This window comes from Enterobacter sp. SCRI0065 (assembly GCF_059766475.1).
On the sequence record NZ_JCBAJB010000003.1, the window covers coordinates 152966 to 177080 of the forward strand.

The window sequence follows — 24115 nt, forward strand, 5'->3', positions numbered from 1 at the left end:
AAAAAATCCGCAAGGGGACTTGCGGATGTACGGGGTAAATCGCGTCGTCTGGCTGGCGTTACTTTTCCTTTTCCACCATCAGGGGTTCAATATCACTCTCTTTCTTAATCACCAGCGAATCATCTCCGCGCAGACAGGTGCCGCCATAGTTGCCGCCGACGGTAAAGGTACACACCTGGATGTACTTACCATCGACCTTCGGCAGACACCAGAGCTGCTGATAAATGTTCTTGCGGTCCACAAACTTACCGCTCGATTTATCCAGCAACTCATCCTGCGGGCTTATCAGGTCGATATTGCTGCCGCAGCGCCCGGCGATAGGTTTTACCGCGTAGCCGGTTTTAGCCAGTAATTCGTTGACCTCAAAATCGGTATCCAGCAGATAGCGATGATTCGGGAACAACTGCCACAGCACCGGCAGAATGGCCTTGTTGCCGGGGATGACCGTCCAAAGCGGTTCGAACACCAGCACTTCCGGGCGCAGCAGGACATCAATCAAACGCACTTCGCCTTCAGGATGGCCGGTGCGGATTGGCACGGCGGCGTATTCGGTTTCGCTCACCTCGCGGATTTGCTCAATTGCCGTTTCCCACGCCCAGGTTTTCCATACGCAGTTCACATGACGACCTTCATCATCGATTAACTGCCCGGCAGTATCCCAGCTCATCGCCCCCAGGCCGTGAATGATTTTGGTTTCAAACCCGGCCTGCATGAGCGAACGCTGGATAAACAGGGCGTGATAATCCTCTTCGATATCGTTGTCCTGCATGATGTGTACGAACGGACGCGCATTGCTGTGCTTCCACGCGCCGGTCAACTCTTCCAGCAGGCCCTCTGCCGGGTTATGCCCGGTGCCGCGATAGCCATTTTTCACCCACTCTTCGAGGATCAATCCACCTTCGGTATGGCAAGAGGCCGAATCGGCGTTGTATTCGTAGACCTTCAGCCCGCGCTCATCCATACAGAAATCCATACGACCGGTGATCATATGGTGACGACGCCATTGCCATGAAAGGCGCAGGCGCGGCCAGAGTATTTTCGGGATGTCGAAAAGCGCCAGCAGGCTGTCGTCTTTCAGCACTTTGTCAGTGGCATGGAGATACATCAGATGCAGTTCGTTGGTCGCCTTAATCAGCTCCTGCTCGGCGCTTTCGGTGATGGTGAAATACTGGCAAGGATCCTGATTGATAAAATGACCGTTGGCCTTAACGTACGCTTGCTGGAGCGCATCGTTCTCGTTAAGCCATTTACCATCGAATTGACGTTTATTGTGCAGGCGCGCCCCGCTGATTTTAAGGCGTTCACCGTCAATTTGCGGCTGCGGCAGGCTGTGCTCGGTGTTATCCGTCTGGATCATCCAGCCCAAAATCGTGGTATCGGTGAAGGTGTCGTGCAGGGTATAGCCGTCGTCATTGACGCTCAGGCGCAGCTCGCGGGTCCACTGCTGCCCAAAGGGTAACGGCGCGTGCAGCACGTTCTGCTCGGCAATACGCACTTTATCGCCCATCAGTTGCGTGATAACCGCAACGTGCCCGGTCTCGTTAAATTCACCGCCCTTTTGCCAGACAAGCAACGCGCCGGCTTTGGGCGCGCGCTTTGAACCATTGGCAAAAGCCTGTAACGGCAAGATGTTGTCGTTCACCACCTGACGCAGGAAACGCAGTGAGAAGATCTCCCACGCCATGCCGACGTCGGTAAAGACATAGCCGTAGTTGAGGAACAAAAAGCGACGCGCGAACTCGACGCACTGCCACTTGTGTCCCATATATTCGTTGCTGATATAGCTGCGGAATTCCGCGTCTTCGGGATAACGGCGCGGATCCAGACTGTCGTAATTTGAGGAGTAAATCGCCACGCCACCCGGCGCATAACCTAACAACGTCCCAAACGGAGCGTCACTGCTTAACTTTCCTTTACGCATGTTTCCAACCTAATACAGGCAGGCGGCAATTTTTAGAAGGGTTGTCGTCGTCTGCACATTGTGATTAATCAGACAGGGGACGTTTATCTTACACCTTAAAAAGCCAGCACGCCGCAAAATGCCCGGGCGATATCTCCAGCATGGCGGGCTCCTGCGCCTGACACACCGGCATCGCGTGCGGGCAGCGGCTGCAAAAATGGCAGCCGGGCAATGCTGACGTCGGGCCCGGGTTTTCACCGCGCAGCGTGGCCTGCTCCAGGTTGCGGATGCGCGGATCGGGCTGCGGAACCGCGGCCAACAGCGCGCGGGTATACGGATGAGCCGGGTACTGATACAGCTCGCCTGCCGGGGCCACTTCCACCAGCTTACCAAGGTACATCACCCCGATACGGCTGGAGATGTGGCGCACCATCGACAGATCGTGGGCGATAAACAGGTACGTCAGCCCCAGATCCTGCTGAAGATCCTGGAGGATATTCACCACCTGCGCCTGCACCGACACGTCCAGCGCCGAGAGCGGTTCATCGCACAGCACGAACTCCGGGCGCACCGACAGCGCACGGGCAATGCTGATGCGCTGGCGTTGTCCGCCGCTGAACTCATGCGGAAAGCGCTGCAAATGTTCCTGCTTGAGCCCAACTTTATAAAGCAAGGTTTCAGTACGTTCCCGCTGCTCCTCCCGGCTGTACCCGTGGATTTGCATCGGCTCAGCCACCAGCTGCTGCACGTTCATACCGGGATTAAGCGAGGAATAGGGATCCTGAAAAATCGCCTGCATCCGCTTGCGTAGCGGCTTAAGCTGCTTTTCGCTGGCCTGCGCGATCGGTTGTCCGGCGAAGTGAATCTCGCCCGAGGTAATGTCGAACAGGCGCAGAATGGCGCGCCCAAGCGTGGATTTCCCGCAGCCGGACTCGCCGACCAGACCAAAGGTTTCCCCACGCTGAATATCAAAACTGACGCCATCCACCGCCTTAACCGCGACGCCTTTGCGAAGCAGTCCGCCGTTAAGATGATAATGTTTGCGCAGTTCTTGCACGCTCACTAGCGGGCTATTTTTCTCACTCATGCCCGAACCTCCAAACCAGTCCACAGCCAGCACGCGGCGCGATGCCCTTCGCCCACGGCGTAAAATGCAGGCTGTCGGTCGCACTGCGGCATACGTTTTGGACAACGTTCGGCAAACGGACAGCCTGGCGGCGGGTTAATCAGGCCCGGCGGCGTGCCGTCTATGGGAGACAAACGATGGCTGACCTGATCCGAGCGCGGCAATGAGGCCAGTAGCCCCTGGGTGTAGGGGTGTGCGGGACGATAAAAAATGTCCTCGACGCTGCCTTCCTCCATCACCAGCCCGCCGTACATCACCACCACGCGGCTGCACACCTGCGCCACCACGCCCAAATCGTGGGTCACCAGCAAAATGGCGGTCTGCGTCTGCTGTTGCAGGCTTTTCAGCAGGCGGAGAATTTGTGCCTGAATGGTCACGTCCAGCGCGGTCGTGGGTTCATCGGCAATCAGCAGTTTTGGGTGGCAGGAGAGCGCAATCGCAATCATCACGCGCTGGCGCATTCCCCCGCTAAACTCGTGAGGATACTGGTCGTACCGACGTTGCGCATCGGCAATCCCCACCTGTTCCAGCATGGCGATGGCCGCTGATTTGGCGGCTTTTTTCGCCAGCCGTTTGTTGCGCATCAGGATTTCCGACATCTGTCTGCCGATGGTGAGCACCGGGTTAAGCGCCGTCATAGGATCCTGAAAAATCATGGCGATCTCGTTGCCGCGAATAGCGCGCATTTGCGCGGCGGTTTTCTGCGCCAGATCGTCGTTTTGAAAGCGAATGCTGCCGCCGGTTATCCGCCCGTTATTGCCGAGAAGCTGGATTATCGACTTACAGGTTACGCTTTTCCCGCACCCGGATTCCCCAACGATGCCAACAAGTTCCCCCGGCTGCACCTGAAAGCTCACGCCGCGCACCGCGTGAACGTCGCCATCCCGCGTGCGGAAGGTGGTTTGCAGGTTTTCAAGTGCTAATAAGTTACTCATCGCGGTTCGCTCCCGGCTCGAAGGCGGTGCGGAACACGTCGCCCAATACGTTAAAGCTGAACACCGTCAGCAGGATCAAAATGCCGGGGAACATCGCCAGCCACGAGGCTTCGCCAATATACGACTGGGCGTTGTTGAGCATGCTGCCCCACGACGCCGACGGTGCCTGAACACCCAGCCCCAAAAAGCTGAGCGTGGATTCCATCAAAATGGCGGAAGCAATATTCAGCGTGGCGGCGACGATGATCGTCGGCAGCACGCCGGGAATAATGTGCCGCAGAATAATACGCAGCGGATGCTCGCCCGATGCGCGCGCATAGAGCACATACTCGCGCTCTTTCACGGTCAGCGTTTCAGCACGCACCAGCCGCGACATGCTCATCCACGTCAGCAGGCTGATAATCAGGATAATGTTATCCACGCCTGGCTTCAGGTAGGCATTCACCACCAGCAGCAGGAAAAAGGCCGGGATCGCCATCAGGATGTCGACGGCGCGCATCATCAGGTTATCCAGCCAGCCGCCAAAATAGCCGCTAAGGGTGCCGACAACCGTGCCGATTAGCGTGGAAAATACCATCGCCAGAAAGCCAACCATCAGCGAAATCTGCCCGCCGTACAGCGCGCGGGTAAAGTAATCCCGCCCGTACTCGTCGGTGCCAAACCAGTGCGTGCCGTCCGGCGGCAGCGTGCGCGCGCCCAGCGACATCCGATCCGGATCGTAGGGGCTCAGCCCGGCGCACAGTGCGGCGACGACAAAAATGAAAAGGACAAATAAAGCGAACTGCGCCGGACGGTTGCGGCGCAGCTGGTGACGAATTTGCTGCCAGCGTCTGCTCATCCGGGGCTACCTCAGTGTACGAATGCGGGGATCGGCAAACCGATACAGCAGGTCGGCGATCAGGTTACCGACGATCAGCATCATCGACGACAGCATAATGATCGCCATGATCAGCGGGTAATCCAGGGAGGTGATCGACTGGATCCCCAGCAGGCCCATGCCCGGCCAGGAAAAGACGCTTTCCGTGACGTATGCCCCCACCACCAGCTCGCCAAACGACAGGCCAAACAGCGTGATCACTGGCAGCAGGACGTTTTTCAGCACGTGACGGAACAAAATGCTGGAACGCGTGGCGCCGTACGCGATCTGCGTTTGCACATAGTCTGCTGAAAGCTGGGAAATGGTATTCGAGCGGATGTAGCGAACGTAACTGGAAAGATTATAAAAGGTCAGCGCGATGCACGGCAGCACGCCGTGGCGCACCACGTCGAGCCAGTTATCCTCCACGCCGATGGTGCGCATACCCATGCTAGGGAACCAGTTAAGCTGCACGGCAAAAACGGTAATCAGCAGAATACCGAACCAGAAAATCGGCACGGAAATGCCGATATAGGCGAACAGGTTCAGAACATGATCCAGCCAGCGGTGTTTGAACGCGCCGGCTAACAGGCCCAGCGGAATCGCCAGCACAATCGCCATCAGCAGCGACGCGCCCATCAGCCCCAGCGTGGCCGGAATGCGCTCGCCAATCATCTCCAGCACCGGACGGTGATAAATCAGCGAATAGCCGAGATCGCCCTGCAGCACGTTTTTCAGCCACAGGACGTATTGCGTGACCAGCGGCTTATCCAGCCCCAGGCTCTGGCGAATGCGCTCGATATCTTCCGGCGCCATGCGCGGCGTGATGTACGCCGCCACCGGATCGCCCGGCGCGAGCTTCACCAGCAGAAAAGCCACCAGTGAAATAAAGAAAAGCATCGGCAGCAGTTGCAGCAGCCGACGCGTCAATAATGTGTTCACGACGTGCCCTTAAAAAAGGCCCCGCTCTCTCGACCGGGGCAACCTCTTATTTTTGATAGATTTTTGATAGATCCTGGAACATATACACCGGCTTAGGTTCAGCCTCTTTAGTGCCGCCAAAGCGTTTATCCACGGCGACGGTGGCATTGGTATAAGAGATCGGGTAGTAGGTCATGTCGTTGGCGACGGTTTGCTGGATCTGCTTGTAGATATCAGCACGTTTCGCGGGATCGGTTTCCACTGCGCCTTTATCCCACAGGGCATCAAACTGCGGATTTTTGTAGTGCGCGTAGTTATAAGCTTCGTTGCTCATAAACAGCGATTTGTAGCCGTCCGGCTCAGCGCCCATGATGTACCCGCCCAGGTTCAGTTCCCACGCGGTGTTGTTCATGTCCAGACTGCGCTGGGACATGGCGTTTGAATCCAGCGGCATTAGCTCGACGTTCACACCAACCCCCTTCAGCGCCTGCTGAATATACAGCGCCATACTCTCCTGGGTTTTGTTGGTGTTGACGTAGGCCAGACGCAGCTTCAGGTTTGCCGGGGCACCGGCATTTTTCAGCAGATCTTTGGCTTTTTGCTGATCGAATTTGTACTGCTCCACGTCGCCGGTCTGGTACAGGGTGTCCGGCGTCAGGAAGGAGCTAGCCGGTTTGGCATAGTCCAGCGAGGTAAAGGCGGTCTGGGTCAGCTCGTCTTTATTGATGGCATACGCGATGGCCTGACGCAGCTCCTTACTTTTCATCACCGGCACGTTCTGGTTAAAGGTCATGTAGGCCAGACGCCCTTCCGGATAGACCACGAAATCGAACTTGCCGGTGTTTTTCAGGCGCGACACGTCCTGCGGATCGACCATCTTCAGATTGATCTCACCGTTTTGCAGCGCAAGGTTGGCAGAGTTGCTGTCTTTGGCAAAGCGGTAGGTCACGGAATCGAGCTTCGCCTTACCGTTCCAGTAATCGTCAAAACGGGTCAGCGCGTAATACTGACCGGCGCGGTACTCTTTGAACCTGAACGGGCCAGAGCCCACGGGCGCATCGTTTTTGGTGCTTTTTTCCAGGTCGCCTTCATTGGCAAAGACGTGCTGCGGGATCGGGTAGATCTGTACCAGGGTTCCGGTAAAGGCGGCGCTGACCTGCGGCAATGTGAACTTAACAGTGCGATCGTCCACCTTGCTCACCGCCACCGGCTTGCCGCCGTAGGTGAACATGCTGCGAAAGAAGCTGTGCTGTTTGGCCTCAAGCAGTTTGTTGAAGGTGAAGACCACGTCGTCAGCGGTCAGCGGCTGACCGTCCTGCCATTTCAGGTTCGGTTTTAAGGTCAGGGTGTAGTTCAGGTTATCTGCAGAAGGGGTCAGGCTTTCCGCCAGGCCCCACTCAATTTTGCCGTCATTAAAGCTATACAGCGGAGCATAGAGCGCCTGCATAATCGTTAAGGTTGTGCGATCGCTGGCGTAAAGGGGGTTCACGGCCAGCGGGTCGCCGGAGGTAATACCAATTATCAGCGAACCGCCCTCTTTTGGCGCATCATTTTTTGCCGCTGGCGCAGCTTTGGTTTCTTTATTTTTCGCATCATCACAGCCTGCCAGACCTAACGCGAGCGATACTACCACTGCCGATAACAGAAGCTTACGCATCTCACTAACTCCTTGCCTGATAAAGTATTTACGACTGGAAATTTCTATTTATGTCACAGCATCATATTCAGCTTTTCACTATTTCGCATTAATAATGAAAATGCGATTTTCGATTAAGCTTATACTCAATTTGATATATATAAGCGCCAGAAGGAATAGCCGCGAATCTATTACGCTCGCAACGTTAAATGCTTCACGAATTGCCTGCTACACTGCCTCAACACATCACTCGAAAAGGCAGATCAACATGTCAGACAACACCTATCAGCCGCCAAAAGTATGGGAATGGGAGCAGAACGGTAACGGCGGCGCGTTCGCCAACATCAACCGCCCGATTTCGGGGGCCACGCACGAGAAAGCATTACCGGTCGGTTCGCACCCTTTGCAGTTGTATTCGCTGGGTACGCCCAACGGCCAGAAAGTGACGATCATGCTCGAAGAGCTGCTGGCGCTCGGCGTGACGGACGCGGAATACGACGCGTGGCTGATCCGCATCGGCGAAGGCGATCAGTTCTCCAGTGGCTTTGTGGACGTGAACCCTAATTCAAAAATTCCGGCGCTGAGCGACCATTCCACCACCCCGCCGACGCGCGTCTTTGAATCCGGCAATATCCTGCTGTATCTGGCTGAGAAATTTGGTCACCTGCTGCCAAAAGATCCGGCGGGCCGTACCGAAACCCTGAACTGGCTGTTCTGGTTGCAAGGGTCTGCACCCTTCCTCGGCGGCGGCTTTGGTCACTTCTATAACTATGCGCCGGTGAAGATTCAGTACGCGATTGACCGCTTTACCATGGAATCCAAACGTCTGCTCGACGTGCTGGATAAGCAGCTGGCGCGTGGCCGTTACGTGGCGGGTGATGAGTACTCCATTGCCGACATCGCCATCTGGCCGTGGTTTGGCAACGTGGTGCTGGGCAACGTATACAACGCCGCCGAGTTCCTGGATGCGGAAAAATACACGCACGTGCAGCGTTGGGCCAAAGAGATTGCCAACCGTCCGGCGGTGAAACGCGGGCGCATCGTGAACCGCACGTTTGGCGAGCCGAGCGAGCAGTTACATGAACGCCACGCGGCGAGCGATTTTGATACGAATACCGAAGATAAGCGTCAGTCGTAGTTATCAACCGGGCGGTACGCCGCTCGGTGTGTCTCCCCCGCACGCCCCCTCGACAGAGCCATATATGAATGGGTAGTGAAACCCGCTCCAATATTAGACAAACAAGATCGGTCAGAATCGTCATCAGATTATTAAACTAGCGGCTTTCATTCACAGGAAACACCGCAATGACGTTCGAAGCTTTCCCCGGGATCAAGCAGTTGATCTACTGGGTCGTGAATAATGAATCCGCCATCGTGCAGGGGATCGTTAACCTGATTGGTGCGATTTTTCTATTATGTATCGGGGTCTTTATTGCCCGTATTACCAGCGCCGGATTTAAAAAACTCCTGTTAAGCCGCAACGTCGATAAAACCATTACTCAATTCTGTAGCGCCCTGCTGCGCTACGCGATGTTGGTCTTCGCCGTGGTGGCCGCTCTGGGACGTATTGGCGTTGAAACCTCATCTATTATTGCGGTGATCGGCGCGGCTGGCCTGGCGATTGGCCTGGCGTTGCAGGGGTCGCTGGCGAACTTCGCAGCTGGCGTACTGCTGGTGTCGCTGCGCCCCATTCGCGCGGGTGAATACGCCAGCGTCGGCGCGGTGGCGGGCGTTATCGAAGAAGTACATATCTTCTCCACCACGCTGCGTACCTCCGATAACAAAATGGTGGTGGTGCCCAACGGTAAAATTATTGCGGGTGAAATCACTAACTTTTCACGGCAGAAAGAGCGCCGTGTGGATATTACACTCGGCGTGGCCTATAACACCTCAATCGAACATTTTAAAAGCGTCATTAAAACAGTGGTGCTCCTCGACCCGCGCATTAAACACGATAAAGGCCATACCATTCGACTTAATGAATTCGCCCCTTCATCGCTGAATTTCGTCATTCGCGTCTGGACGGATAATAAACATTACTGGGACGTTTATTACGACCTGATGGAAAACATCAAAAACGCGCTGGACGCCAATCAGATCCAAATGCCGTATCCGCAAATGGATGTGCATATGCACGACCTGCGCGTGTTGAAAAACACCCAGGAGTTGACCCATTAATGGACGCGATGAAACAACCGCGCGATCTGCCGCAAACGCTGTTCAGCATCATTATGATCCTCACTCTGCTGTGCTGCGCGCTCTGGCTGCTGCATCCATTTCTGCTGAGCGTAGTCTGGGCGGGGTTAATCGTCATTGCCACCTGGCCGCTATACATGCTGGTCAAGCGCAGACTGAACGGCCGCAAAGGTGCAGCGATTGCCGTGATGATGGTTTTTCTCAGCGTCATCTTTCTGGTGCCGATTATCTTCAGCGCCGGGATGCTGTCGCTGGCAATGGAAAAAGCGCTGAACTGGCTGATGCATATCGACAGACAGCATCTACCCACGTTTGATTTTTTGCTGAATATTCCCCGCATCGGTGCACGTCTTCACGACGCCTGGCTGCACTTTTTAGCCACCCATTCAGCTAACTTTTTTGCCACAATGAAGCCGTGGATCGTCAAAGTGGCCTTCATGATGTTAAAAGAGCTGTCGCAGTTTGGCGCGCTGTTCGTGAACGGCATTCTGATGCTGGCGGCCTGCCTGGTGTTTTACCTGCACGGCAAAACCATTGCAAAAGGGCTGCGTCAGTTCGCGTGGCGAATCGCGCGCGAACGCGGCGACCTGGCGATTACGCTTGCGGGCAAAACCGTGCAGGCTGTGGCAATGGGCGTGGTATTAACCGCGGTGATCCAGTCCGCCGTTGCTGGGCTAGGGCTTTTTGTTTGCCAGATCCCCTCAAGCGCGCTGCTGACCGGCATTATTTTTATGCTGTGCCTGATGCAGCTTGGCCCGGTCATCATCATGCTGCCTGCCGCCGTATGGCTGTTTTACAGTGGCCACCACTGGACGGGTTCGCTGTTGTTAATCTGGACATTTATTGCCGGTTCGCTGGATAACATCCTGAAACCGATGCTGATCAAGCGCGGTGCGGATACCTCGCTGATGCTGATCATGGCCGGTGTGATTGGCGGAATGCTGACCTGGGGCATGATTGGCCTAATGATTGGCCCGGTTCTGCTGGCAGTATCCTGGAAACTTCTCGCCAGTTGGGTGAGCGAGGCGAACTATCAACCTGGTATTACTACAAAGGAACTGTCATGAAATTCATCAAAACAACGTTAATTCTGAGCACACTCATTTTCTCCGCTTCAGGCATGGCGATGGATAAAACCGCCGTCGGTGCCGTCGCGGGCGCGGCCATTGGTGCGGCCACCGGCAAAAGCGTGAAGTCCACGGTCGGCGGCGCGGTGGTCGGCGGCGGTGCAGGCGCCATGATGAAACACGGCGACACCGGTAAAGCGGCACGTAAAGGCGGTGCGGTGGGCGCGGTCGTGGGCGCAGGTGCGGCAGCGGTGACGGGTAAAAGCGTACTGAAAGGCGCGGCAGTCGGGGCCGGTACCGGCGGGCTGATCGGGCAGGCGACGCACTGATAACACCTGGCCGGGCTGCGACGCTGCCCGGCCTACCATTCACGCGTGGATTTTTTGGCTCAGCTCAAAGTCATCCCTCACACCCAGCTTCCCCATAATATTGCGCTTATGCGTACTGATCGTTTTCTCACTGCGAAACAGCATTTTTGAAATCTCTGCCCCTGACCATCCCTTGCTCAGGTATTTGAGCACGGTAGTTTCCGCAGGCGTAAATCCAGCCTTTTCCACCGGAATCGCAGGAGACAGGCGGCGAATAATCATCGGACTGAGATAACGTTTCTTTTTCATCGTCAGCTGGATAATGTCGCGCATGGGAAAACTCCGCTCATCCACGCACAATACGGAACAGCGAAAGTCATTCGCCAATTGGCTAATAAGCATTCTTTTCCAGGCGCTGACCAGCACCAGCGTACGTCGGCTATCCAATGCCTTCGCCTGATCGGGCGGCACATCACTCACGCTATGATATTCCGTCGCATCCATCACCAGTATTTGAATATCACTATTATCCTGTAAAGAGTATTCAACCAGTTGATAATGCCAGGCTGGGTTATTTTTTGCGACCGCTTCCAGACCCGAACGAAGACCGGAAAGATAAATATTATTGCAGGCAACGTAACGAATTTGACTGGTAACCATAATAATCCTTATTCATATAACGATCTAAGTTGGGCAATTCGGGACAGCAGATCGAACCATCCATTTTTGGTGTCTATTTCTAAACGTGTGCGAATATTGAGTTTAAAGGTGTAGACCGTTTTAGGGTGGCAGTTGCGACGAGCCGCAATTTCCGGCGTATGCAATCCCGACGCAAAATCAATCAGGATATTCAGTTCAGAAGGCGAAAAACGCTGACCGCGACAGTATTTCACGATGGGATCCTGCAAGAGCGGCAGAATCTCATTGCCCAGCTTATCCTCTGTTAAACAATGGCATGCGCCCGCCCCCATAAACACTCGACTTAACATATCGTCAGAACCGGGAAGATAGACCAGCGTTTTGAGCGACAGCTTTTGGGTAAAATGCAGCGTGCGCAGGACGTTAAACAGCTTATCCCCCAGGCCGCCCGCACCCACGAGCAGGATCTTCGGACGTTCGGTTTGCTGGCAGATCTCCTCGGTTAACTGTTCCATAGACAGACATGCCACCACCTGGTGGCCTGCTTGCTGGAGTTGCGCGGTTAACCCTTCGCGTAATAAAACACGGGATTCATAGAGAAAGATGATGGGGAAAGAATTCATAGCATCCGTTGCATGATGTTGATATGGAAAATGTGCTCAAGATAATTCTTAAGCCAATTTATTCAACTAAAAACACATCCAAAAAAAGACAGCAAAAAAATATACTGAGGGAAGAGTGGGTTCCGGTCGGAATAAATCCCCCCCCACACTTGGGGAGGGAAACGGGATACCACTCAGACGCTTTAATCTTTGCTTGTGGCTCGCGGATCAATGGTGATCGTCATACTGATGTTCAATCACCATCCCTTCCGCCACACCGGCAATATGCCGCGCGCGTGGATGGTATACCGCCACAGGGGCTGGGGCAGTGGCCGGTGCGGCATACACCGTTTGTGCCGGTGCAGGCGTGACGCTCACCGCCTCAGGGACCGTGGTGGAGGATGGAACAATCACCACCTTATAACCACTTGGCACATCCACGGTCACACTTTGAGCCATGACAGAACCCGCCATCGTGAGCCCTGCCAGTAAAATAACGCTTATTTTCATCATAGATATCATTCCCAAAAAAAATAACGGAAGTAATTATGCCAAAGAAAGCTTAAGTGAAAATGAGCGTCGGTTATTTCGGTGGTGCAGAAAATGCCAAATATATTGTTACATTACGACAAATAAATATATCCCTTGGGAAGAGTTCAAATCTGTGCACGGAATATCCCCTCTTCCCTATGGGGAGAGGGCCAGGGTGAGGGGAAATATGCCGCACTCACCTCAGTTTTTCTCAGTGAATCAAATCATCAATCAACACGCGGCCCTCTGGGGTATTTATCCAGCGCGGCGCGTGCAGCATATCGGCATAAAACCCCACCAGCTCACCGAGTAAATCTTCGATCACCCGCGCCATGTCTGCGGGTAATGCGCGGGTCATCAGTAATTGAGTCAAGACCTGGCAGTAGTGGCCCAGTTGATCGCTTTCAGGATCGAACGCGGGTAAACGGGTGGGCAGGTCGTCGACGGTGAGTTCATCGACCAGATGGGGCGGCACGGGGTCGTTGAGCGTGGGTTGCAGCAGCGCAAGACAAGCGGAAAGACGTCCGCACAGCGCGAGTTTTTCGGTCGGGTTGTCGCATTCCACCAACGTTTGCGCGAACTGGTCGCAGTGGGACGCGAGTTCGGTGAAATCGGTGGTATTTGAAAAGGGAGCAGTGAAAATCGAGTGATAAAGGGTTGGGGTAGTAGCCATGATGGCAGCCTCCTGTAACGGTTTATATTTCCGCCATCGGAGAGGTCAATCTCACGGGTGGCGGAACCAGACGAGGTTGACCTTACCGGCGTTACAGGAAACCGGCGCATCTTGCGACGCCCCCGCCCGGTCCGCCATTGAGGTGAAACCGTGCGCACGACATAGTTTCCCACGTCGCCTGTAACTATTCCAGGAGGTCAATCCCGACGCCTGATTTTGCAGGCGTGGCGAGAGAATACTGCGGGGCCATCAAGGCGGCAAGAGGCATTACCTGAAGCCGCCTCGCAAAACGGATCAATACTTAATTCTTCGTGCTTCCTGACGTCCATCCTGCTTGGTATTGCGCTTGTCCTGACGGCAGTGGTGGTTGCTCTTATTGTCATCTACCACGCAGTGTTGTTTGGTATCTCGTGCAGACTGACGCGAGTCTTGTCGCGTATCACGCGCATCGTGACGCCGTTCGGAATGATCGGTTGCATGCGCCGCAAAAGCACAGAGTAACGTTAGTGCGAGAACGGCAAGGGTTTCTTTAACGATATTAGAGAAGTGATTCATAGTTCGTCCATTCAGTAAAATAATAAAAGTATGCTAATAAGCCAGCCAAAAATTATCCTGCTGAAAATGGTCTAATATTGGAGTTCGGTTATTGCTATCAAAGCGAGAATTGCTGGGGCGGTAATACCTTTCCAAAATCATTGATAGACTGCCACTGAATAAGACAACGTTTGCCCTCATTGCACCACGGCAATTTTCGCGAAGCGAATGGCGCAACCACACCTGGGTTATTTATTGCTGTGTTATTGACTACGACGCCAAACAACGTGACGTAATATGGTGTAGTGTTCTTCACGCTCACGCCCTTTCCTGTGTGCGCCCATCTTAATTGCTGGTACGCTTTTTCAGGATTTCCCGGTAGATTTGCCGGGCGATAAAACAGTTTCAGATGTGAACGAATGGCAACCTGAACGGTATTGCCCGGCGTTTTCTCTTCCGAGGAGGGGATCGCCGTAATGACCAAATCAAACAATGTTTCTTTATCTTTTGCCAGTGCCCCGCCGTCTGAGACCAGTCGGATTTTATTTTGTTTGCCACCAGCGAGCACAAAAAGCGGTGGCGTAGCAACGAAGGGGGAATCGGCCGTACGTGCAGCGCCTGGAAACGCGACGGGCGGCTGAATCTGTGTTTTCACCAGATAGGCGCGCGAGTCACTGTTTTCCAGCGTGATATTAAGCTGCGGATTGTTCTCTTCGTAAACAAAACGAGTGCCGCCGATGGCGACGCCTGCTTGTGCTGAGACGATCTGCATAAAAAACAATAGCGCTATTAATAGATTGTTCATATTGCATTTTACACCTGTCAAGCAAAGTCAACCCGCATATAGGCAAGTGCAGTAAAACGACCTTCAGTTGGTGGATTACCCGTTGTACTCACTGGATACGTTTGAAACGTATATGTTGCTTGACTATTGTTTAACTGAAATGGGATCACCCCAGCGTTCGGTGTTACAACACGACCATTTTGGTCCGTAATCATAATGCCAACATCAGGATTATCTGTCTTAATTGCATTACTGACATTGCTATCTGGTGTTGACTGAAAACGAACGGTTAGGTTTGCATTCGCATCTACACCACCGCTACATTTGACTGCGATACTTCGTGTTACAGGAGAGAATCCTTTTGCTTTCTGCCCTTTTATATCAAATTTACCTGACCACACATCACCTAAATCAATATTAATAACCTCACCGGCATCAAGTTCACAATTTTGAGGAACAGAAATAGCCCCATAGAACTTTAATTGTATTTCAGGCACTCGATATGACTCTCCTTGATAAGTATTCACCCCTTTCTGATAAAATAAAATATTGGGTGCAACAACAGTTCCGATTATTTTTTTACGAACGATTAGTTGTGCAATCCCCGCTCCACCGCCAGAAGGTTGCGTGCCGCAACTATTGAATGTAGTTGACGTCATATCAGAATAAGGAACCCATGTATTAGTATCTGGTCTTGGCATTACGGCGATCCCTATATAATCATTTAAAATGCCGTACGTAATACCGCTAACATTCTCAGTGGGTACTAAAAAACTGGTCCAATCCCAAAAACCAGTACCAGCAATATATCCATTCTGGCATTCACATGTAACTGGTACCGATGGAACAGATTGCGATATATTATACTGATGGGTATATCCAACGTAATCATTACTTGATGATGAGACAAACTGACTTACATCAACACTGCCAGTAACAGGGGTACCACTCTGAGGTGTGCAGGGACCAGCAATGGCATAATTATTACAACACACTATTAAAATCATAGAGAGAGGTATTCGAAGTTGATTTTTATTCAAAATATAAATAATTCGATTTTTAACAAGCACAATACAAGACAAAAAATTATTAAGCATAAAATCATCTTTTATAATTAAAGAGTAAAGTTAATGGTCGAATAAATAATCTCAGGCCATCAGATTCGCTCAAATTATACACAGCGAATACGAAACATAAAACAATTATAAGATCTCTAATCAGATCTAAATTTAGACAACTAGGCATAATTCAACATGAATGTTACAGTAGCATTTGCATCACCAGATTTAACAGTCTCACCATTTGCCATATATTCTGCAAAGAAGCTCAGATTCACTATCGATGCACCTGGTGTAAGTGGATATTTCACACTTTTGTTGTTTAATGGAATGATTTGGTGAGTGCTATCTAAAATTGCAATCCCGATTCCTGTTGCTGATACTGAGTTACTTTCAATTGCCAACAACCTATTATCATAACTATCAACAGACCCACTAAATGTCACACTAACGCCGCTAGCGGCATCGCCACATTTGACCAGTTTAATGACAAATGACTGTGCGACTGCGGTTGCACCTGCCTGATAAAATTGCTTACTGGCCACATTGCCCATATCGACTGTCATATTTTGTGAGTTGGTATCAACAATACAAGTATTGCTCTGGATCGTGCCGGTGATATTAATTTGGCCATCGTATGCCAATGCAGTGTTTTGTATTGCCAGTGATAAAGGGGCAAATATCATCAACCAAATGGCCGTACGTTTCTTTTTCATTGTTGCACCTGTCACTGATAGGTCATATCAAAATACATAACGGAGGTTGCATTGCCAGGTTTAACTGGAATCGCAGTAGCTTTATAGCGTAATTTGAATTTCAGATCGTTGTCACCTGCAACCAAACTTAACAACATAGACGGTTTGTTTAAGGCTATCGGGGCATTTGTATTACCAAGTACCTGGATAGCTACACCACTCGCCATACCTCCACTTTCACTTGTATCACTCAATGCCAATAAATCGGCATTATTGGCATCACTAATTCCACTAAAGGTAATGTAAGTCCCACTAATTCCTGGAGAGCAATTTAGTAATTTTATATCAAATTCTCGCGATGGACTGACAGCACCAACAGTTTCAAAGCTGTTTTGTGGAAAATCACCAATATGAACATTTAGGTTAGCTGTATCAACGTCACAACTTTCAGCAATAATATTCCCAGTGATTTTAAGGTTCGCATAAGCTAAAGGATCTTCAGCCCATGAACAATCAGAACAAGCCATCAATATAAACACACAACTAAATAAAAAATGATTCATTTTGTACCCCGTGGCAAGATCGTTACCGTGCTATTATGAAAGATAATAATATTCATAATAAAAAACTTATTAGTAGCATTATCTACATCGATGGTGGAGGTAAATTTCAGACTAATTATTATTTAGACATTTTTAATCACAATTAACTTTCGCCTTCACAATCGCCTTATTCAGGCTATCTGCTGGCAGTGTATATTTCGCGGTACATTGCTGGCCGGGTTCACTCCCCCAGACGGCTTTAATCGTTCCTGTTAAGGGCAATCCAGCGAAATATACCTGCCCATCATCACCCACCATGCTGACGTTTTCTGCATCAGCACGAGATACCGTTGCGCCGAACGGTACCGGCTTGCCACCTTTCACCAGATTCAGTAGTGCGCGAACACCCACGTTGGCCTTAAATTTTGCACGTACCAGTGCGCCCTGCGTTGGTACTACATCCACTACCGCATCATCGATATCGACGTTGTTCCCCAGCGTATTGGTATCCAACGCAATACGGTTGGTGCGGTAAGTTGTGGAGTACGGCAGCACCGCATATCCTCGCCAGTCCGTTTTCACCCCGGTGCCGTTTTCTACGCTGACACCATCAGCACCCGGTGCAGCGATCAGCACGTTGGTGTCCCCTAATGGCTGACTCAACGTCACACCATTCTCATGCAGTATCACGCCACCGTTCAGGCCGTAGTTAACCTGCTGGTAACCACCATTGCCGCTGTAGTTGTAACCAACGTTAGCGTTCCCGTAGGTTCCCTGATAGTTCAGGCTCGCACTGCCGCTGTTACCGTTTCCTTTGTTAGCGTAACCTTCCTGCACGCTGTAGTTGAGGTTATTAGCCTCCAGCAGCGTGCCGGTCAGCCCCGCCGTCTGGCTGGTATTGCCGTGGTTGTCGGTATTGACGTTATAAGTTGCATACGCGTCATTATGTTTCTGGATGTCATCAGTGCGCGAAGACAACCATTTACCAATCGGCAGCGACACATTGAGCGAAAACATATGATCATCTTCATAGCCGCCCGCCGCTTTGTTGAAGCTGTAACTCAGGCTGTAGTTCACGTCATAGACCGTAGTGTTAAAACCGGTCTGGAGCGTGATATCGGTATCATCCGTGTGCCAGTAACTTTGTTGAGTCCCCGTCACAAACAGCGAGCCAATCTTACCAACCTGCTGAGAAACGTTGACCTGCCACTTCCCTTTCTTGGCGTAGTAGAGATTGTAATAATCGGTCCAGTCCGACTCTTCCTCTCGTGTACCATCCTGGTACTGAACGCTATGCCCTTGCATTCCCTTATAAGTGGTCTGATCCAACGTATAAAACCCGGACGTAGAGTAGCGGTAACCTACCAGTTGGAAGTTAGTCCCTAACTCGTTCAGAGATTTGGCGTACAGGAAACGATAAGACTGACCCTGATGATGGCTGTCATCTGGCAAAATGCTGCTGGCCTGAGTCGCATCAAATGAAATTGCGCCCAGTTGCCCCAGGTTGAACCCTAGCCCCAACGCATACGCTTGATAATCACTGCTGACCTGCGTGCCACCATAGACCGTCATCCCATGCGACAGCCCGTATATCAGCGTCCCCTGACCAAACCCCACTTCGTCCTGATCGTCATTACTGGTACGGAATTTACCGCCGGTAAAGGCATACTTCAGTCGACCTTCACGTTGCAAAATAGGCACCGACGAGTACGGCATGGTAAAGCGCTGTACGCTGCCGTCGGTCTCAGTGATAGTCACTTCCAGGTCACCGCTCGAGGAGGTCGGGAAGAGATCGTTAATCTCGAATGCCCCAGGCGATACGTAACGCTGGTCGATCACATATCCATTTTGTTTAATCGTGACCTTTGCGTTGCTTTTGGCAATCCCACGAATGGTCGGGGCAAAGCCTCTCAGGCTATCCGGCAGCATGTTGTCATCGGAAATCAGCTGCACTCCGCGAAAACTCAAGCTATCAAACACATCATTCGGCGTGCTGCTATCACCCGTAATCAATTCCCCTTTCAAAGGGATAATCGTCCGTTCCGCATAAGTGCTAACGTGCTGCCAGTCGTTCTGGTTGTCACCATTACCGCTGTTATAACTCCAGGTCGACACATCACGCAGGCGCCATGCGCCGTAGTTGAGGCCGCTACTCAAATTTAAGAAGTAGTTATTAGACGCCGAGCTGTCACTGCCACCGCTGTTAGAACCCGTGAAGTTATAGTTCAACAGCAGCGCGGAAATTCCCTGATCCCATTGTTCCGGTGGGATATAACCGCGCGCACTGTTATTCATCATGGCCTGCGGCACGCTGATATTCAGACGTTGCTGTTCGAAATCAAGAACAGTACTGGCATCCGGCACCAGTGCTGCCAAATCCAGACAAGCATCTTGTGCAGGGGGATTTTTTACCAGCGACTGAATAGCCTGAATGTTAATCCCCAGTGCCACCAGGTTCTTTTGTGTCAGACAGGGTTGCAGACCGCTAGTGGCTTTATTTTCTGGTGCGATAAATTTGACATCTTTCGTCGCCACAAATTGATCGTTTAGATATATCTCCACCCGGTAGGTACCCGGAATCTGACCGCCATTTTTTTCAAATTTAGAAAGATCGGCCACGGCAGAGGGATCGTCGGATAAAAATGACGGGTTAAAATAGTTGTCTGCCTGAACCGCAGGAACCGTTAGCATCGAAAATAATACAATAGCGAGTGGCTTATATTTGAAGCGTTGCATTTTTAACCCGTACATTATTTTTATTTAATAGGCTTATGTGGAATTAGCTGCCGCAGCTTTGTTTGGCCGTCATCGCGCCGTAGTCATTCATCGTCTGAAGCGTCACGCCACCGCTGGCGCCCTGGGTGTTAATCACTTTGTTGCCTTTGGGTGGAACCATGTCGTTCTCAAGCTTTTTATCCCCCACGTGCAGTTGAACCAGCGTGACGTAATACGGTGAAGGATTAGTCACCGTCAGGTTGCTGCCTGATAGCTGGCAACGCAGGGTTTTCGGCGAGTCGATGGCCGCTGTGGGTAATTTTTTAGGGCGTACAAAAAGCTTGATTACGCTCTGCGTAGCGATTTGTAACGAACTGCCGCCCTGCTTACTTTTATCCGCAGAGGGGATCGCTTTACTGTTTAAATAGAAAACAGATTCGCGATCCTGCGGTAAATTATCTTGCCCGACATACATGATGCGCAGGACATTCTCTTTTTTCGGTTGAATAACGAATAAAGGAGGAGTGATAACAAAATCATTAATTTTATTCCCTGCGGAATCTGACACCCAGTTTTGAATGAGAAATACATCTTTTGAATCACTGTTCGTAATCGGCAGTGAGATCTGTTTCTCACCTTGAGGATAAATAATACGTGTAGCGCCGAGAGCGACACCACCTGCATTCGCAGAAGAGATAAATCCGCAAATCATCGTGGCAGCAACGGCTGTAGAAATAAGAGAACGCTTCATTTTATTCATTACAATAGTCATAAAAGATATCCAGAAGTTAATAGCTCCGGGAATATCCCGACACTATTGATAAATCATCTTGAACCAAACGGTACCCGACGCATCACCAGACTGAACATGATTAAGCGTAGAACGATATTTGGCGGTAAAATGTAAAACTGTTTCACCGTCGGTTAACGGGAAATAGTTTTTCGGTTGTGTATTTGGAACAAGGAGTCGGCCAGTATAATCAAATATACCTAACCCAATCCCCTGCGCAGCACCTGCGCCATATCCTGTCTGGAAAACCTGCGGGTCGTTGGCATCACTAATGCCATCAAATCGCACGGCGACGGTTGTCAGTACCGTAGTATCGCAATCCTCCAGGTGGATCTGAAATGCAACCGGATCATACCAGGCTCCTTTGGTTGGAAAGTTATTGGTGCGAACCTGCCCCATCTCTACGGTTTTATTAATATCGTCAGCTTTTACGCTACAAGGAGCCGCAACGACCAGACCGTGGAATTTCACTTCTCCGCCATTAATCGTCACATTTTCTGCATGGCAGAAGCATGACGTCAATAAAAGGCCAATTAAAAACGCATTACTTTTATAATTGAATAACATTGTTATCGGTTCCTGTTCCCTGAGGAAATAGATAACGGAAGAAACTCCCCTCCGAAGAGGGGAAACTTCTAATCAGGAATAATGGATCTTAAAGGTTGCCGTAGCAGCAACGTCACCAGGAGTAGCTGCGCCCGCTGTCGCAACATAGTCCACAGCCAGTGGGATACGGACGGTAGCCGCATCGATGGTTACAGCTGAAGACTCATCGCCAATTGCCAGTACCTTACCGTCTGGTCCAAACAACTGCAGAGCCACGTTAGTTGCACTACCTGCGCCTGCGGTGTTCGCCATTGCACCCGCTACATCAGTATCTTCCTGAGCATTAAAGATTACCGCAGCATTCTGGCTTACTGTTGGGTCACAATCTTTGAGATCAATATGGAAATCTTGTTTCTGGTTTGCGTAAGCACCTGCTTCTGCAAGCTTGACAGTACGAACCTGGTCCAGATTCACCGTCTGACCGTCGCCATCGTTGCCGGTGACAACAGAACATGCAGCATCAACGACAGTCCCTTTAAAATAAATGGTGCCACCGTTAACCGTTACATCCTGGGCTGCAGCCAATGCCGAACCCATTGCTGCGCTGGCCATTACAGCTGTGACGATCAATGCAATTACATTCTTTTTCATTTCTTTGCCTTCAAAAAATATGTTCGAGGAGGGTAAATTACTTAACGAACATTAATAAGACGCCTATTATTAATAAGCTGTTTCGAACTAATGTTTCTGTGGAGAACTTTAACAACTGCGAACTATGATAGGAATCATAACAAGTTCCATTTTTAGATCTAAACATATATTTAGAATTAAAAAAGGGGATGCCGTGATTAATCACAAAGCGTTAAATTTCATTTTTCATTAATATTGAAGTTGGTGTTACTACTATCTAATTTTGCTACCTGCATAATCAGCTCAAAATCATTATCCACGCCTAACTTCTTCATAATATTGCGTTTATGGGTGCTAATCGTCTTCTGACTACGGAAAATTTCTTGTGAGATTTCTACCCCATTTTTGCCCATACATAAGCCTTTGAGAACACGTAACTCAGCACCCGTAAAGTCGACTTTTTGCTCTTGCGGTTTAGACGTCAGCTGCTTGCTCAAAATCGAAGCGCTTATATAACGCCGTTTCTTTAGACTGCTTTCAACGACCTCCCTTAGTCGAAAAAGACGCTCATCCACACACAATAATGAACAACGGTTTTCACGCAAAAGCACATCGGCAATGTGCATTTGTGTTTTTTTTAATAGCACAAGTACCTTATAGCCTTTGTCCTGATTCAAATAGCCGACTTCATCAGAGGAAAGTAATGTGAGATCCTGGTAAAGCGTAAGATCAAGAATGATGAGATGAGGATTTAGCTCAGTTTTCTCCTCAAAGAGAAACTGATATCCCCAGTTGGGGTTAGTGTGCGCGATTTCATCAAAGCATCGCTTCAACCCACATAGATGAGTCGACGTAGTATTAGGCGATAAAATAGAATAAGTAAACATAGACTCCTTTAATGCTACAAAGAATGAATTTTTTCTATCTGTACGAGAAGCTCCAGCCACTGTAGAGATGTTTTAATATTCATACGTAACGCAGCATTACGTTTGTGTGTGAATACCGTTTTGTAACTGATATGACGAAAGCTAGCGATTTCATTAGCACTCATCCCACGTGAAAAATCGAGCAAAGTATTAAGTTCACAAGTAGATATTCTTCCTGCCAGCAAACCATAATGCGACTTGTCTGTGAGCTCAGAGCGAGAAGGGAGAACAGATGCCACATTGATATAAGTCGATAATGTCTCGCAGAGTAGGTCTTCTGGGATGATGTGACTAACGCCTAACCCTTTCATGAAAACAGAGAGATGGTCATTATCTCCGGGTAACGAGACGATAATGTTGCTAGTGAAAAATGTCAGACGATAGATCGCTTGCAGCAGCGTCCTTATCTCGCTGCCAACACCACCAATACCAATGACAATGAGTTGATCCTTTCCATTGTATCCACAAGCTTCTTCAAGCAACTGGTGGGGGCTAATCTCGAGCACATTATAGGCATTTTTCTCCAGACTAAAGCGCGCGGCACTACGGTAGAGTAAGCGTGACTCGCAAAGCAGTGCACGTTTAAAATTATTTTTAGGCATAGGTAATATCTTTGAAAGAAAAAACTTTATTAATATAAGAATAAATAAATTAGTGTTAGTTTCAATTGCAACTTAATCTATTATTAGACTGGCAAGATGGATAAACGCTCTAAAATCAATTAACTTCATGAATCCATTAGTAAAATGATGATGTTGTCCAGACTAACATTTTATTGTGGACTCTGATAAACTTTGAATCAGTAGCCGCTAGATGGAACAACACTTATGAAACCTAAAGAACATATTATTACGTTAATCAAGGCGATTTCAGACCCTTCACGAATTCAAAATGGCCGTGAACGGCAAATAATCTCTTTGGTGCAATATGAAGAACCAATGACTTTTATTCTTCATGAAGGCGTCGCTGGATGGTATCGAGGTCAGGATCATCTGCTTTTAGCAAACCTTAAGCCCCCTATTATCATTGGAGTCAATTTTTTGGTTAAAAAAAACCAGAATATGTATTTCCAGGCCAGAGGGGCGATTCGCTATGAAATCATACCCCAATCGGTATTCTCCAGTATCGTTAGCGAGCACAACCTTTGGGAAAGTCTGGCCTATATGTATATGTTCGGAACCAGGAAGTTGCTGGAAAACCATTTTGTTGCCACCGGCGTATCAACTTATGATCTGGTACGAAACAATCTCCAGGCGTTAATGGAAGAGACCGAGGAGCTGCGCCTCGCCACCACTGCCTGTGATTATATTCAGGAAAAAACCATGCTGTCGCGTAGCGGAATTATGAAAATGCTGGGCGATCTGAAAAAAGGCGGCCATATTGATCTGCAACGTGGCGTATTGATGCAGATTTATAAGTTGCCGTTAAAATATTGACCCGGTTACAACTCTAAATTTGGATTGATTACTCATTGTGCGTGATCATGAATTGCCGTCAGAATGTGT

The 24115-nt window shown here is 50.2% G+C and carries 26 protein-coding genes; 5 read left to right on the top strand and 21 right to left on the bottom strand.

All coding sequences use genetic code 11. From position 1 onward, the window contains the following. Nucleotides 1-58: 58 nt before the first annotated feature. The 6 genes from gss to AC6EMZ_RS10765 form a co-directional block, all read right to left on the bottom strand. The gene (gene gss, locus AC6EMZ_RS10740; RefSeq protein WP_498402457.1) at nucleotides 59-1921 is read right to left on the bottom strand and encodes a bifunctional glutathionylspermidine amidase/synthase; all 1863 of its coding nucleotides are present in this window, start codon (nucleotides 1919-1921) and stop codon (nucleotides 59-61) included. A gap of 88 nt (nucleotides 1922-2009) precedes the next feature. Continuing rightward, nucleotides 2010-2987: an ABC transporter ATP-binding protein gene (locus AC6EMZ_RS10745; RefSeq protein ID WP_498402459.1), complete on the bottom strand. Its 978-nt coding sequence runs from the start codon at nucleotides 2985-2987 to the stop codon at nucleotides 2010-2012. Beyond that, nucleotides 2984-3961: an ABC transporter ATP-binding protein gene (locus tag AC6EMZ_RS10750; RefSeq protein ID WP_498402460.1), complete on the bottom strand. Its 978-nt coding sequence runs from the start codon at nucleotides 3959-3961 to the stop codon at nucleotides 2984-2986. Before AC6EMZ_RS10750 ends, AC6EMZ_RS10745 begins: the two co-directional genes overlap by 4 nt. Continuing rightward, a complete protein-coding gene (locus tag AC6EMZ_RS10755; protein ID WP_498402461.1) occupies nucleotides 3954-4799 on the bottom strand; it encodes an ABC transporter permease in 846 nt (281 codons plus the stop codon). Before AC6EMZ_RS10755 ends, AC6EMZ_RS10750 begins: the two co-directional genes overlap by 8 nt. 6 nt (nucleotides 4800-4805) lie before the next feature. Further along, nucleotides 4806-5759, bottom strand: coding sequence for an ABC transporter permease (locus AC6EMZ_RS10760; RefSeq protein ID WP_498402463.1), 954 nt, complete (start codon nucleotides 5757-5759; stop codon nucleotides 4806-4808). 46 nt (nucleotides 5760-5805) lie between these two features. Then, nucleotides 5806-7395: an ABC transporter substrate-binding protein gene (locus AC6EMZ_RS10765; protein WP_498402464.1), complete on the bottom strand. Its 1590-nt coding sequence runs from the start codon at nucleotides 7393-7395 to the stop codon at nucleotides 5806-5808. Between the two features lie 247 nt (nucleotides 7396-7642). Between AC6EMZ_RS10765 and yghU the strand changes: the two genes are divergently transcribed. From yghU to AC6EMZ_RS10785, 4 genes are all read left to right on the top strand, one after another. Beyond that, nucleotides 7643-8512 carry a glutathione-dependent disulfide-bond oxidoreductase gene (gene yghU, locus AC6EMZ_RS10770; protein WP_498402465.1) on the top strand — a complete coding sequence of 290 codons (870 nt, stop codon included), beginning with the start codon at nucleotides 7643-7645 and terminating at the stop codon, nucleotides 8510-8512. Between the two features lie 167 nt (nucleotides 8513-8679). Further along, entirely contained in the window at nucleotides 8680-9552 is an 873-nt protein-coding gene (gene mscS, locus AC6EMZ_RS10775) for a small-conductance mechanosensitive channel MscS (RefSeq protein ID WP_498402467.1), read from the top strand. Continuing rightward, nucleotides 9552-10637 (top strand): AI-2E family transporter YdiK, encoded by a 1086-nt coding sequence (ydiK, locus tag AC6EMZ_RS10780; RefSeq protein WP_498402468.1) that lies wholly within the window; start codon nucleotides 9552-9554, stop codon nucleotides 10635-10637. The genes mscS and ydiK overlap by 1 nt, the downstream gene beginning before the upstream one ends. Further along, a complete protein-coding gene (locus AC6EMZ_RS10785; protein ID WP_498402469.1) occupies nucleotides 10634-10966 on the top strand; it encodes a glycine zipper family protein in 333 nt (110 codons plus the stop codon). Before ydiK ends, AC6EMZ_RS10785 begins: the two co-directional genes overlap by 4 nt. A gap of 39 nt (nucleotides 10967-11005) precedes the next feature. On the opposite strand, the gene AC6EMZ_RS10790 is transcribed toward AC6EMZ_RS10785, so the two are convergent. The 15 genes from AC6EMZ_RS10790 to AC6EMZ_RS10860 form a co-directional block, all read right to left on the bottom strand. Then, nucleotides 11006-11605, bottom strand: a complete 600-nt coding sequence (locus AC6EMZ_RS10790; protein WP_498402470.1) for a helix-turn-helix transcriptional regulator — start codon at nucleotides 11603-11605, stop codon at nucleotides 11006-11008. Between the two features lie 8 nt (nucleotides 11606-11613). After that, entirely contained in the window at nucleotides 11614-12207 is a 594-nt protein-coding gene (locus AC6EMZ_RS10795) for a LuxR C-terminal-related transcriptional regulator (protein ID WP_498402471.1), read from the bottom strand. Between the two features lie 207 nt (nucleotides 12208-12414). Continuing rightward, a complete protein-coding gene (locus tag AC6EMZ_RS10800; protein ID WP_498402818.1) occupies nucleotides 12415-12696 on the bottom strand; it encodes a hypothetical protein in 282 nt (93 codons plus the stop codon). A 232-nt stretch (nucleotides 12697-12928) separates the two neighbouring features. Beyond that, nucleotides 12929-13390, bottom strand: a complete 462-nt coding sequence (locus AC6EMZ_RS10805; RefSeq protein ID WP_498402472.1) for a hypothetical protein — start codon at nucleotides 13388-13390, stop codon at nucleotides 12929-12931. Nucleotides 13391-13684: 294 nt separating this feature from the next. Beyond that, nucleotides 13685-13945: a hypothetical protein gene (locus AC6EMZ_RS10810; RefSeq protein WP_498402473.1), complete on the bottom strand. Its 261-nt coding sequence runs from the start codon at nucleotides 13943-13945 to the stop codon at nucleotides 13685-13687. A gap of 97 nt (nucleotides 13946-14042) precedes the next feature. Continuing rightward, nucleotides 14043-14729: a fimbria/pilus periplasmic chaperone gene (locus tag AC6EMZ_RS10815; protein WP_498402475.1), complete on the bottom strand. Its 687-nt coding sequence runs from the start codon at nucleotides 14727-14729 to the stop codon at nucleotides 14043-14045. A 17-nt stretch (nucleotides 14730-14746) separates the two neighbouring features. Next, complete coding sequence (locus tag AC6EMZ_RS10820; protein WP_498402476.1) at nucleotides 14747-15805, bottom strand: fimbrial protein; 1059 nt, start codon at nucleotides 15803-15805, stop codon at nucleotides 14747-14749. A 140-nt stretch (nucleotides 15806-15945) separates the two neighbouring features. Further along, on the bottom strand, nucleotides 15946-16482 hold the full coding sequence (locus AC6EMZ_RS10825) for a fimbrial protein (protein ID WP_498402477.1): 537 nt from the start codon (nucleotides 16480-16482) through the stop codon (nucleotides 15946-15948). An 11-nt stretch (nucleotides 16483-16493) separates the two neighbouring features. Next, complete coding sequence (locus tag AC6EMZ_RS10830; RefSeq protein WP_498402478.1) at nucleotides 16494-17024, bottom strand: fimbrial protein; 531 nt, start codon at nucleotides 17022-17024, stop codon at nucleotides 16494-16496. 132 nt (nucleotides 17025-17156) lie between these two features. Continuing rightward, nucleotides 17157-19739, bottom strand: a complete 2583-nt coding sequence (locus AC6EMZ_RS10835) for a fimbrial biogenesis usher protein (RefSeq protein WP_498402479.1) — start codon at nucleotides 19737-19739, stop codon at nucleotides 17157-17159. Between the two features lie 43 nt (nucleotides 19740-19782). After that, complete coding sequence (locus AC6EMZ_RS10840; protein WP_498402480.1) at nucleotides 19783-20490, bottom strand: fimbria/pilus periplasmic chaperone; 708 nt, start codon at nucleotides 20488-20490, stop codon at nucleotides 19783-19785. Between the two features lie 42 nt (nucleotides 20491-20532). After that, nucleotides 20533-21075 carry a fimbrial protein gene (locus AC6EMZ_RS10845; protein ID WP_498402481.1) on the bottom strand — a complete coding sequence of 181 codons (543 nt, stop codon included), beginning with the start codon at nucleotides 21073-21075 and terminating at the stop codon, nucleotides 20533-20535. Between the two features lie 72 nt (nucleotides 21076-21147). After that, nucleotides 21148-21705 (bottom strand): fimbrial protein, encoded by a 558-nt coding sequence (locus AC6EMZ_RS10850; protein WP_498402482.1) that lies wholly within the window; start codon nucleotides 21703-21705, stop codon nucleotides 21148-21150. A 218-nt stretch (nucleotides 21706-21923) separates the two neighbouring features. Next, nucleotides 21924-22571, bottom strand: a complete 648-nt coding sequence (locus tag AC6EMZ_RS10855) for a helix-turn-helix transcriptional regulator (protein WP_498402483.1) — start codon at nucleotides 22569-22571, stop codon at nucleotides 21924-21926. Nucleotides 22572-22585: 14 nt separating this feature from the next. Further along, nucleotides 22586-23212, bottom strand: coding sequence for a hypothetical protein (locus AC6EMZ_RS10860; protein WP_498402484.1), 627 nt, complete (start codon nucleotides 23210-23212; stop codon nucleotides 22586-22588). A 225-nt stretch (nucleotides 23213-23437) separates the two neighbouring features. Here AC6EMZ_RS10860 and AC6EMZ_RS10865 point away from each other — a divergent pair, with 225 nt between their 5' ends. Next, nucleotides 23438-24046, top strand: a complete 609-nt coding sequence (locus tag AC6EMZ_RS10865; RefSeq protein ID WP_498402485.1) for a helix-turn-helix domain-containing protein — start codon at nucleotides 23438-23440, stop codon at nucleotides 24044-24046. Nucleotides 24047-24115 lie beyond the last annotated feature (69 nt).

Bases quoted from the DNA above. Each gene is read 5' to 3' on its own strand.
- AC6EMZ_RS10865 (WP_498402485.1), top strand. From the start codon at position 23,438: ATGAAACCTAAAGAACATATTATTACGTTAATCAAGGCGATTTCAGAC.
- gss (WP_498402457.1), bottom strand. From the start codon at position 1,921: ATGCGTAAAGGAAAGTTAAGCAGTGACGCTCCGTTTGGGACGTTGTTA.
- AC6EMZ_RS10830 (WP_498402478.1), bottom strand. From the start codon at position 17,024: ATGAATCATTTTTTATTTAGTTGTGTGTTTATATTGATGGCTTGTTCT.
- AC6EMZ_RS10860 (WP_498402484.1), bottom strand. From the start codon at position 23,212: ATGCCTAAAAATAATTTTAAACGTGCACTGCTTTGCGAGTCACGCTTA.
- AC6EMZ_RS10800 (WP_498402818.1), bottom strand. From the start codon at position 12,696: ATGAAAATAAGCGTTATTTTACTGGCAGGGCTCACGATGGCGGGTTCT.
- AC6EMZ_RS10765 (WP_498402464.1), bottom strand. From the start codon at position 7,395: ATGCGTAAGCTTCTGTTATCGGCAGTGGTAGTATCGCTCGCGTTAGGT.
- AC6EMZ_RS10855 (WP_498402483.1), bottom strand. From the start codon at position 22,571: ATGTTTACTTATTCTATTTTATCGCCTAATACTACGTCGACTCATCTA.
- AC6EMZ_RS10750 (WP_498402460.1), bottom strand. From the start codon at position 3,961: ATGAGTAACTTATTAGCACTTGAAAACCTGCAAACCACCTTCCGCACG.
- AC6EMZ_RS10835 (WP_498402479.1), bottom strand. From the start codon at position 19,739: ATGCAACGCTTCAAATATAAGCCACTCGCTATTGTATTATTTTCGATG.
- AC6EMZ_RS10850 (WP_498402482.1), bottom strand. From the start codon at position 21,705: ATGAAAAAGAATGTAATTGCATTGATCGTCACAGCTGTAATGGCCAGC.
- yghU (WP_498402465.1), top strand. From the start codon at position 7,643: ATGTCAGACAACACCTATCAGCCGCCAAAAGTATGGGAATGGGAGCAG.
- AC6EMZ_RS10755 (WP_498402461.1), bottom strand. From the start codon at position 4,799: ATGAGCAGACGCTGGCAGCAAATTCGTCACCAGCTGCGCCGCAACCGT.
- AC6EMZ_RS10795 (WP_498402471.1), bottom strand. From the start codon at position 12,207: ATGAATTCTTTCCCCATCATCTTTCTCTATGAATCCCGTGTTTTATTA.
- AC6EMZ_RS10785 (WP_498402469.1), top strand. From the start codon at position 10,634: ATGAAATTCATCAAAACAACGTTAATTCTGAGCACACTCATTTTCTCC.
- AC6EMZ_RS10845 (WP_498402481.1), bottom strand. From the start codon at position 21,075: ATGTTATTCAATTATAAAAGTAATGCGTTTTTAATTGGCCTTTTATTG.
- AC6EMZ_RS10805 (WP_498402472.1), bottom strand. From the start codon at position 13,390: ATGGCTACTACCCCAACCCTTTATCACTCGATTTTCACTGCTCCCTTT.
- AC6EMZ_RS10840 (WP_498402480.1), bottom strand. From the start codon at position 20,490: ATGACTATTGTAATGAATAAAATGAAGCGTTCTCTTATTTCTACAGCC.
- AC6EMZ_RS10745 (WP_498402459.1), bottom strand. From the start codon at position 2,987: ATGAGTGAGAAAAATAGCCCGCTAGTGAGCGTGCAAGAACTGCGCAAA.
- AC6EMZ_RS10815 (WP_498402475.1), bottom strand. From the start codon at position 14,729: ATGAACAATCTATTAATAGCGCTATTGTTTTTTATGCAGATCGTCTCA.
- AC6EMZ_RS10825 (WP_498402477.1), bottom strand. From the start codon at position 16,482: ATGAAAAAGAAACGTACGGCCATTTGGTTGATGATATTTGCCCCTTTA.
- ydiK (WP_498402468.1), top strand. From the start codon at position 9,552: ATGGACGCGATGAAACAACCGCGCGATCTGCCGCAAACGCTGTTCAGC.
- mscS (WP_498402467.1), top strand. From the start codon at position 8,680: ATGACGTTCGAAGCTTTCCCCGGGATCAAGCAGTTGATCTACTGGGTC.
- AC6EMZ_RS10790 (WP_498402470.1), bottom strand. From the start codon at position 11,605: ATGGTTACCAGTCAAATTCGTTACGTTGCCTGCAATAATATTTATCTT.
- AC6EMZ_RS10820 (WP_498402476.1), bottom strand. From the start codon at position 15,805: ATGCTTAATAATTTTTTGTCTTGTATTGTGCTTGTTAAAAATCGAATT.
- AC6EMZ_RS10810 (WP_498402473.1), bottom strand. From the start codon at position 13,945: ATGAATCACTTCTCTAATATCGTTAAAGAAACCCTTGCCGTTCTCGCA.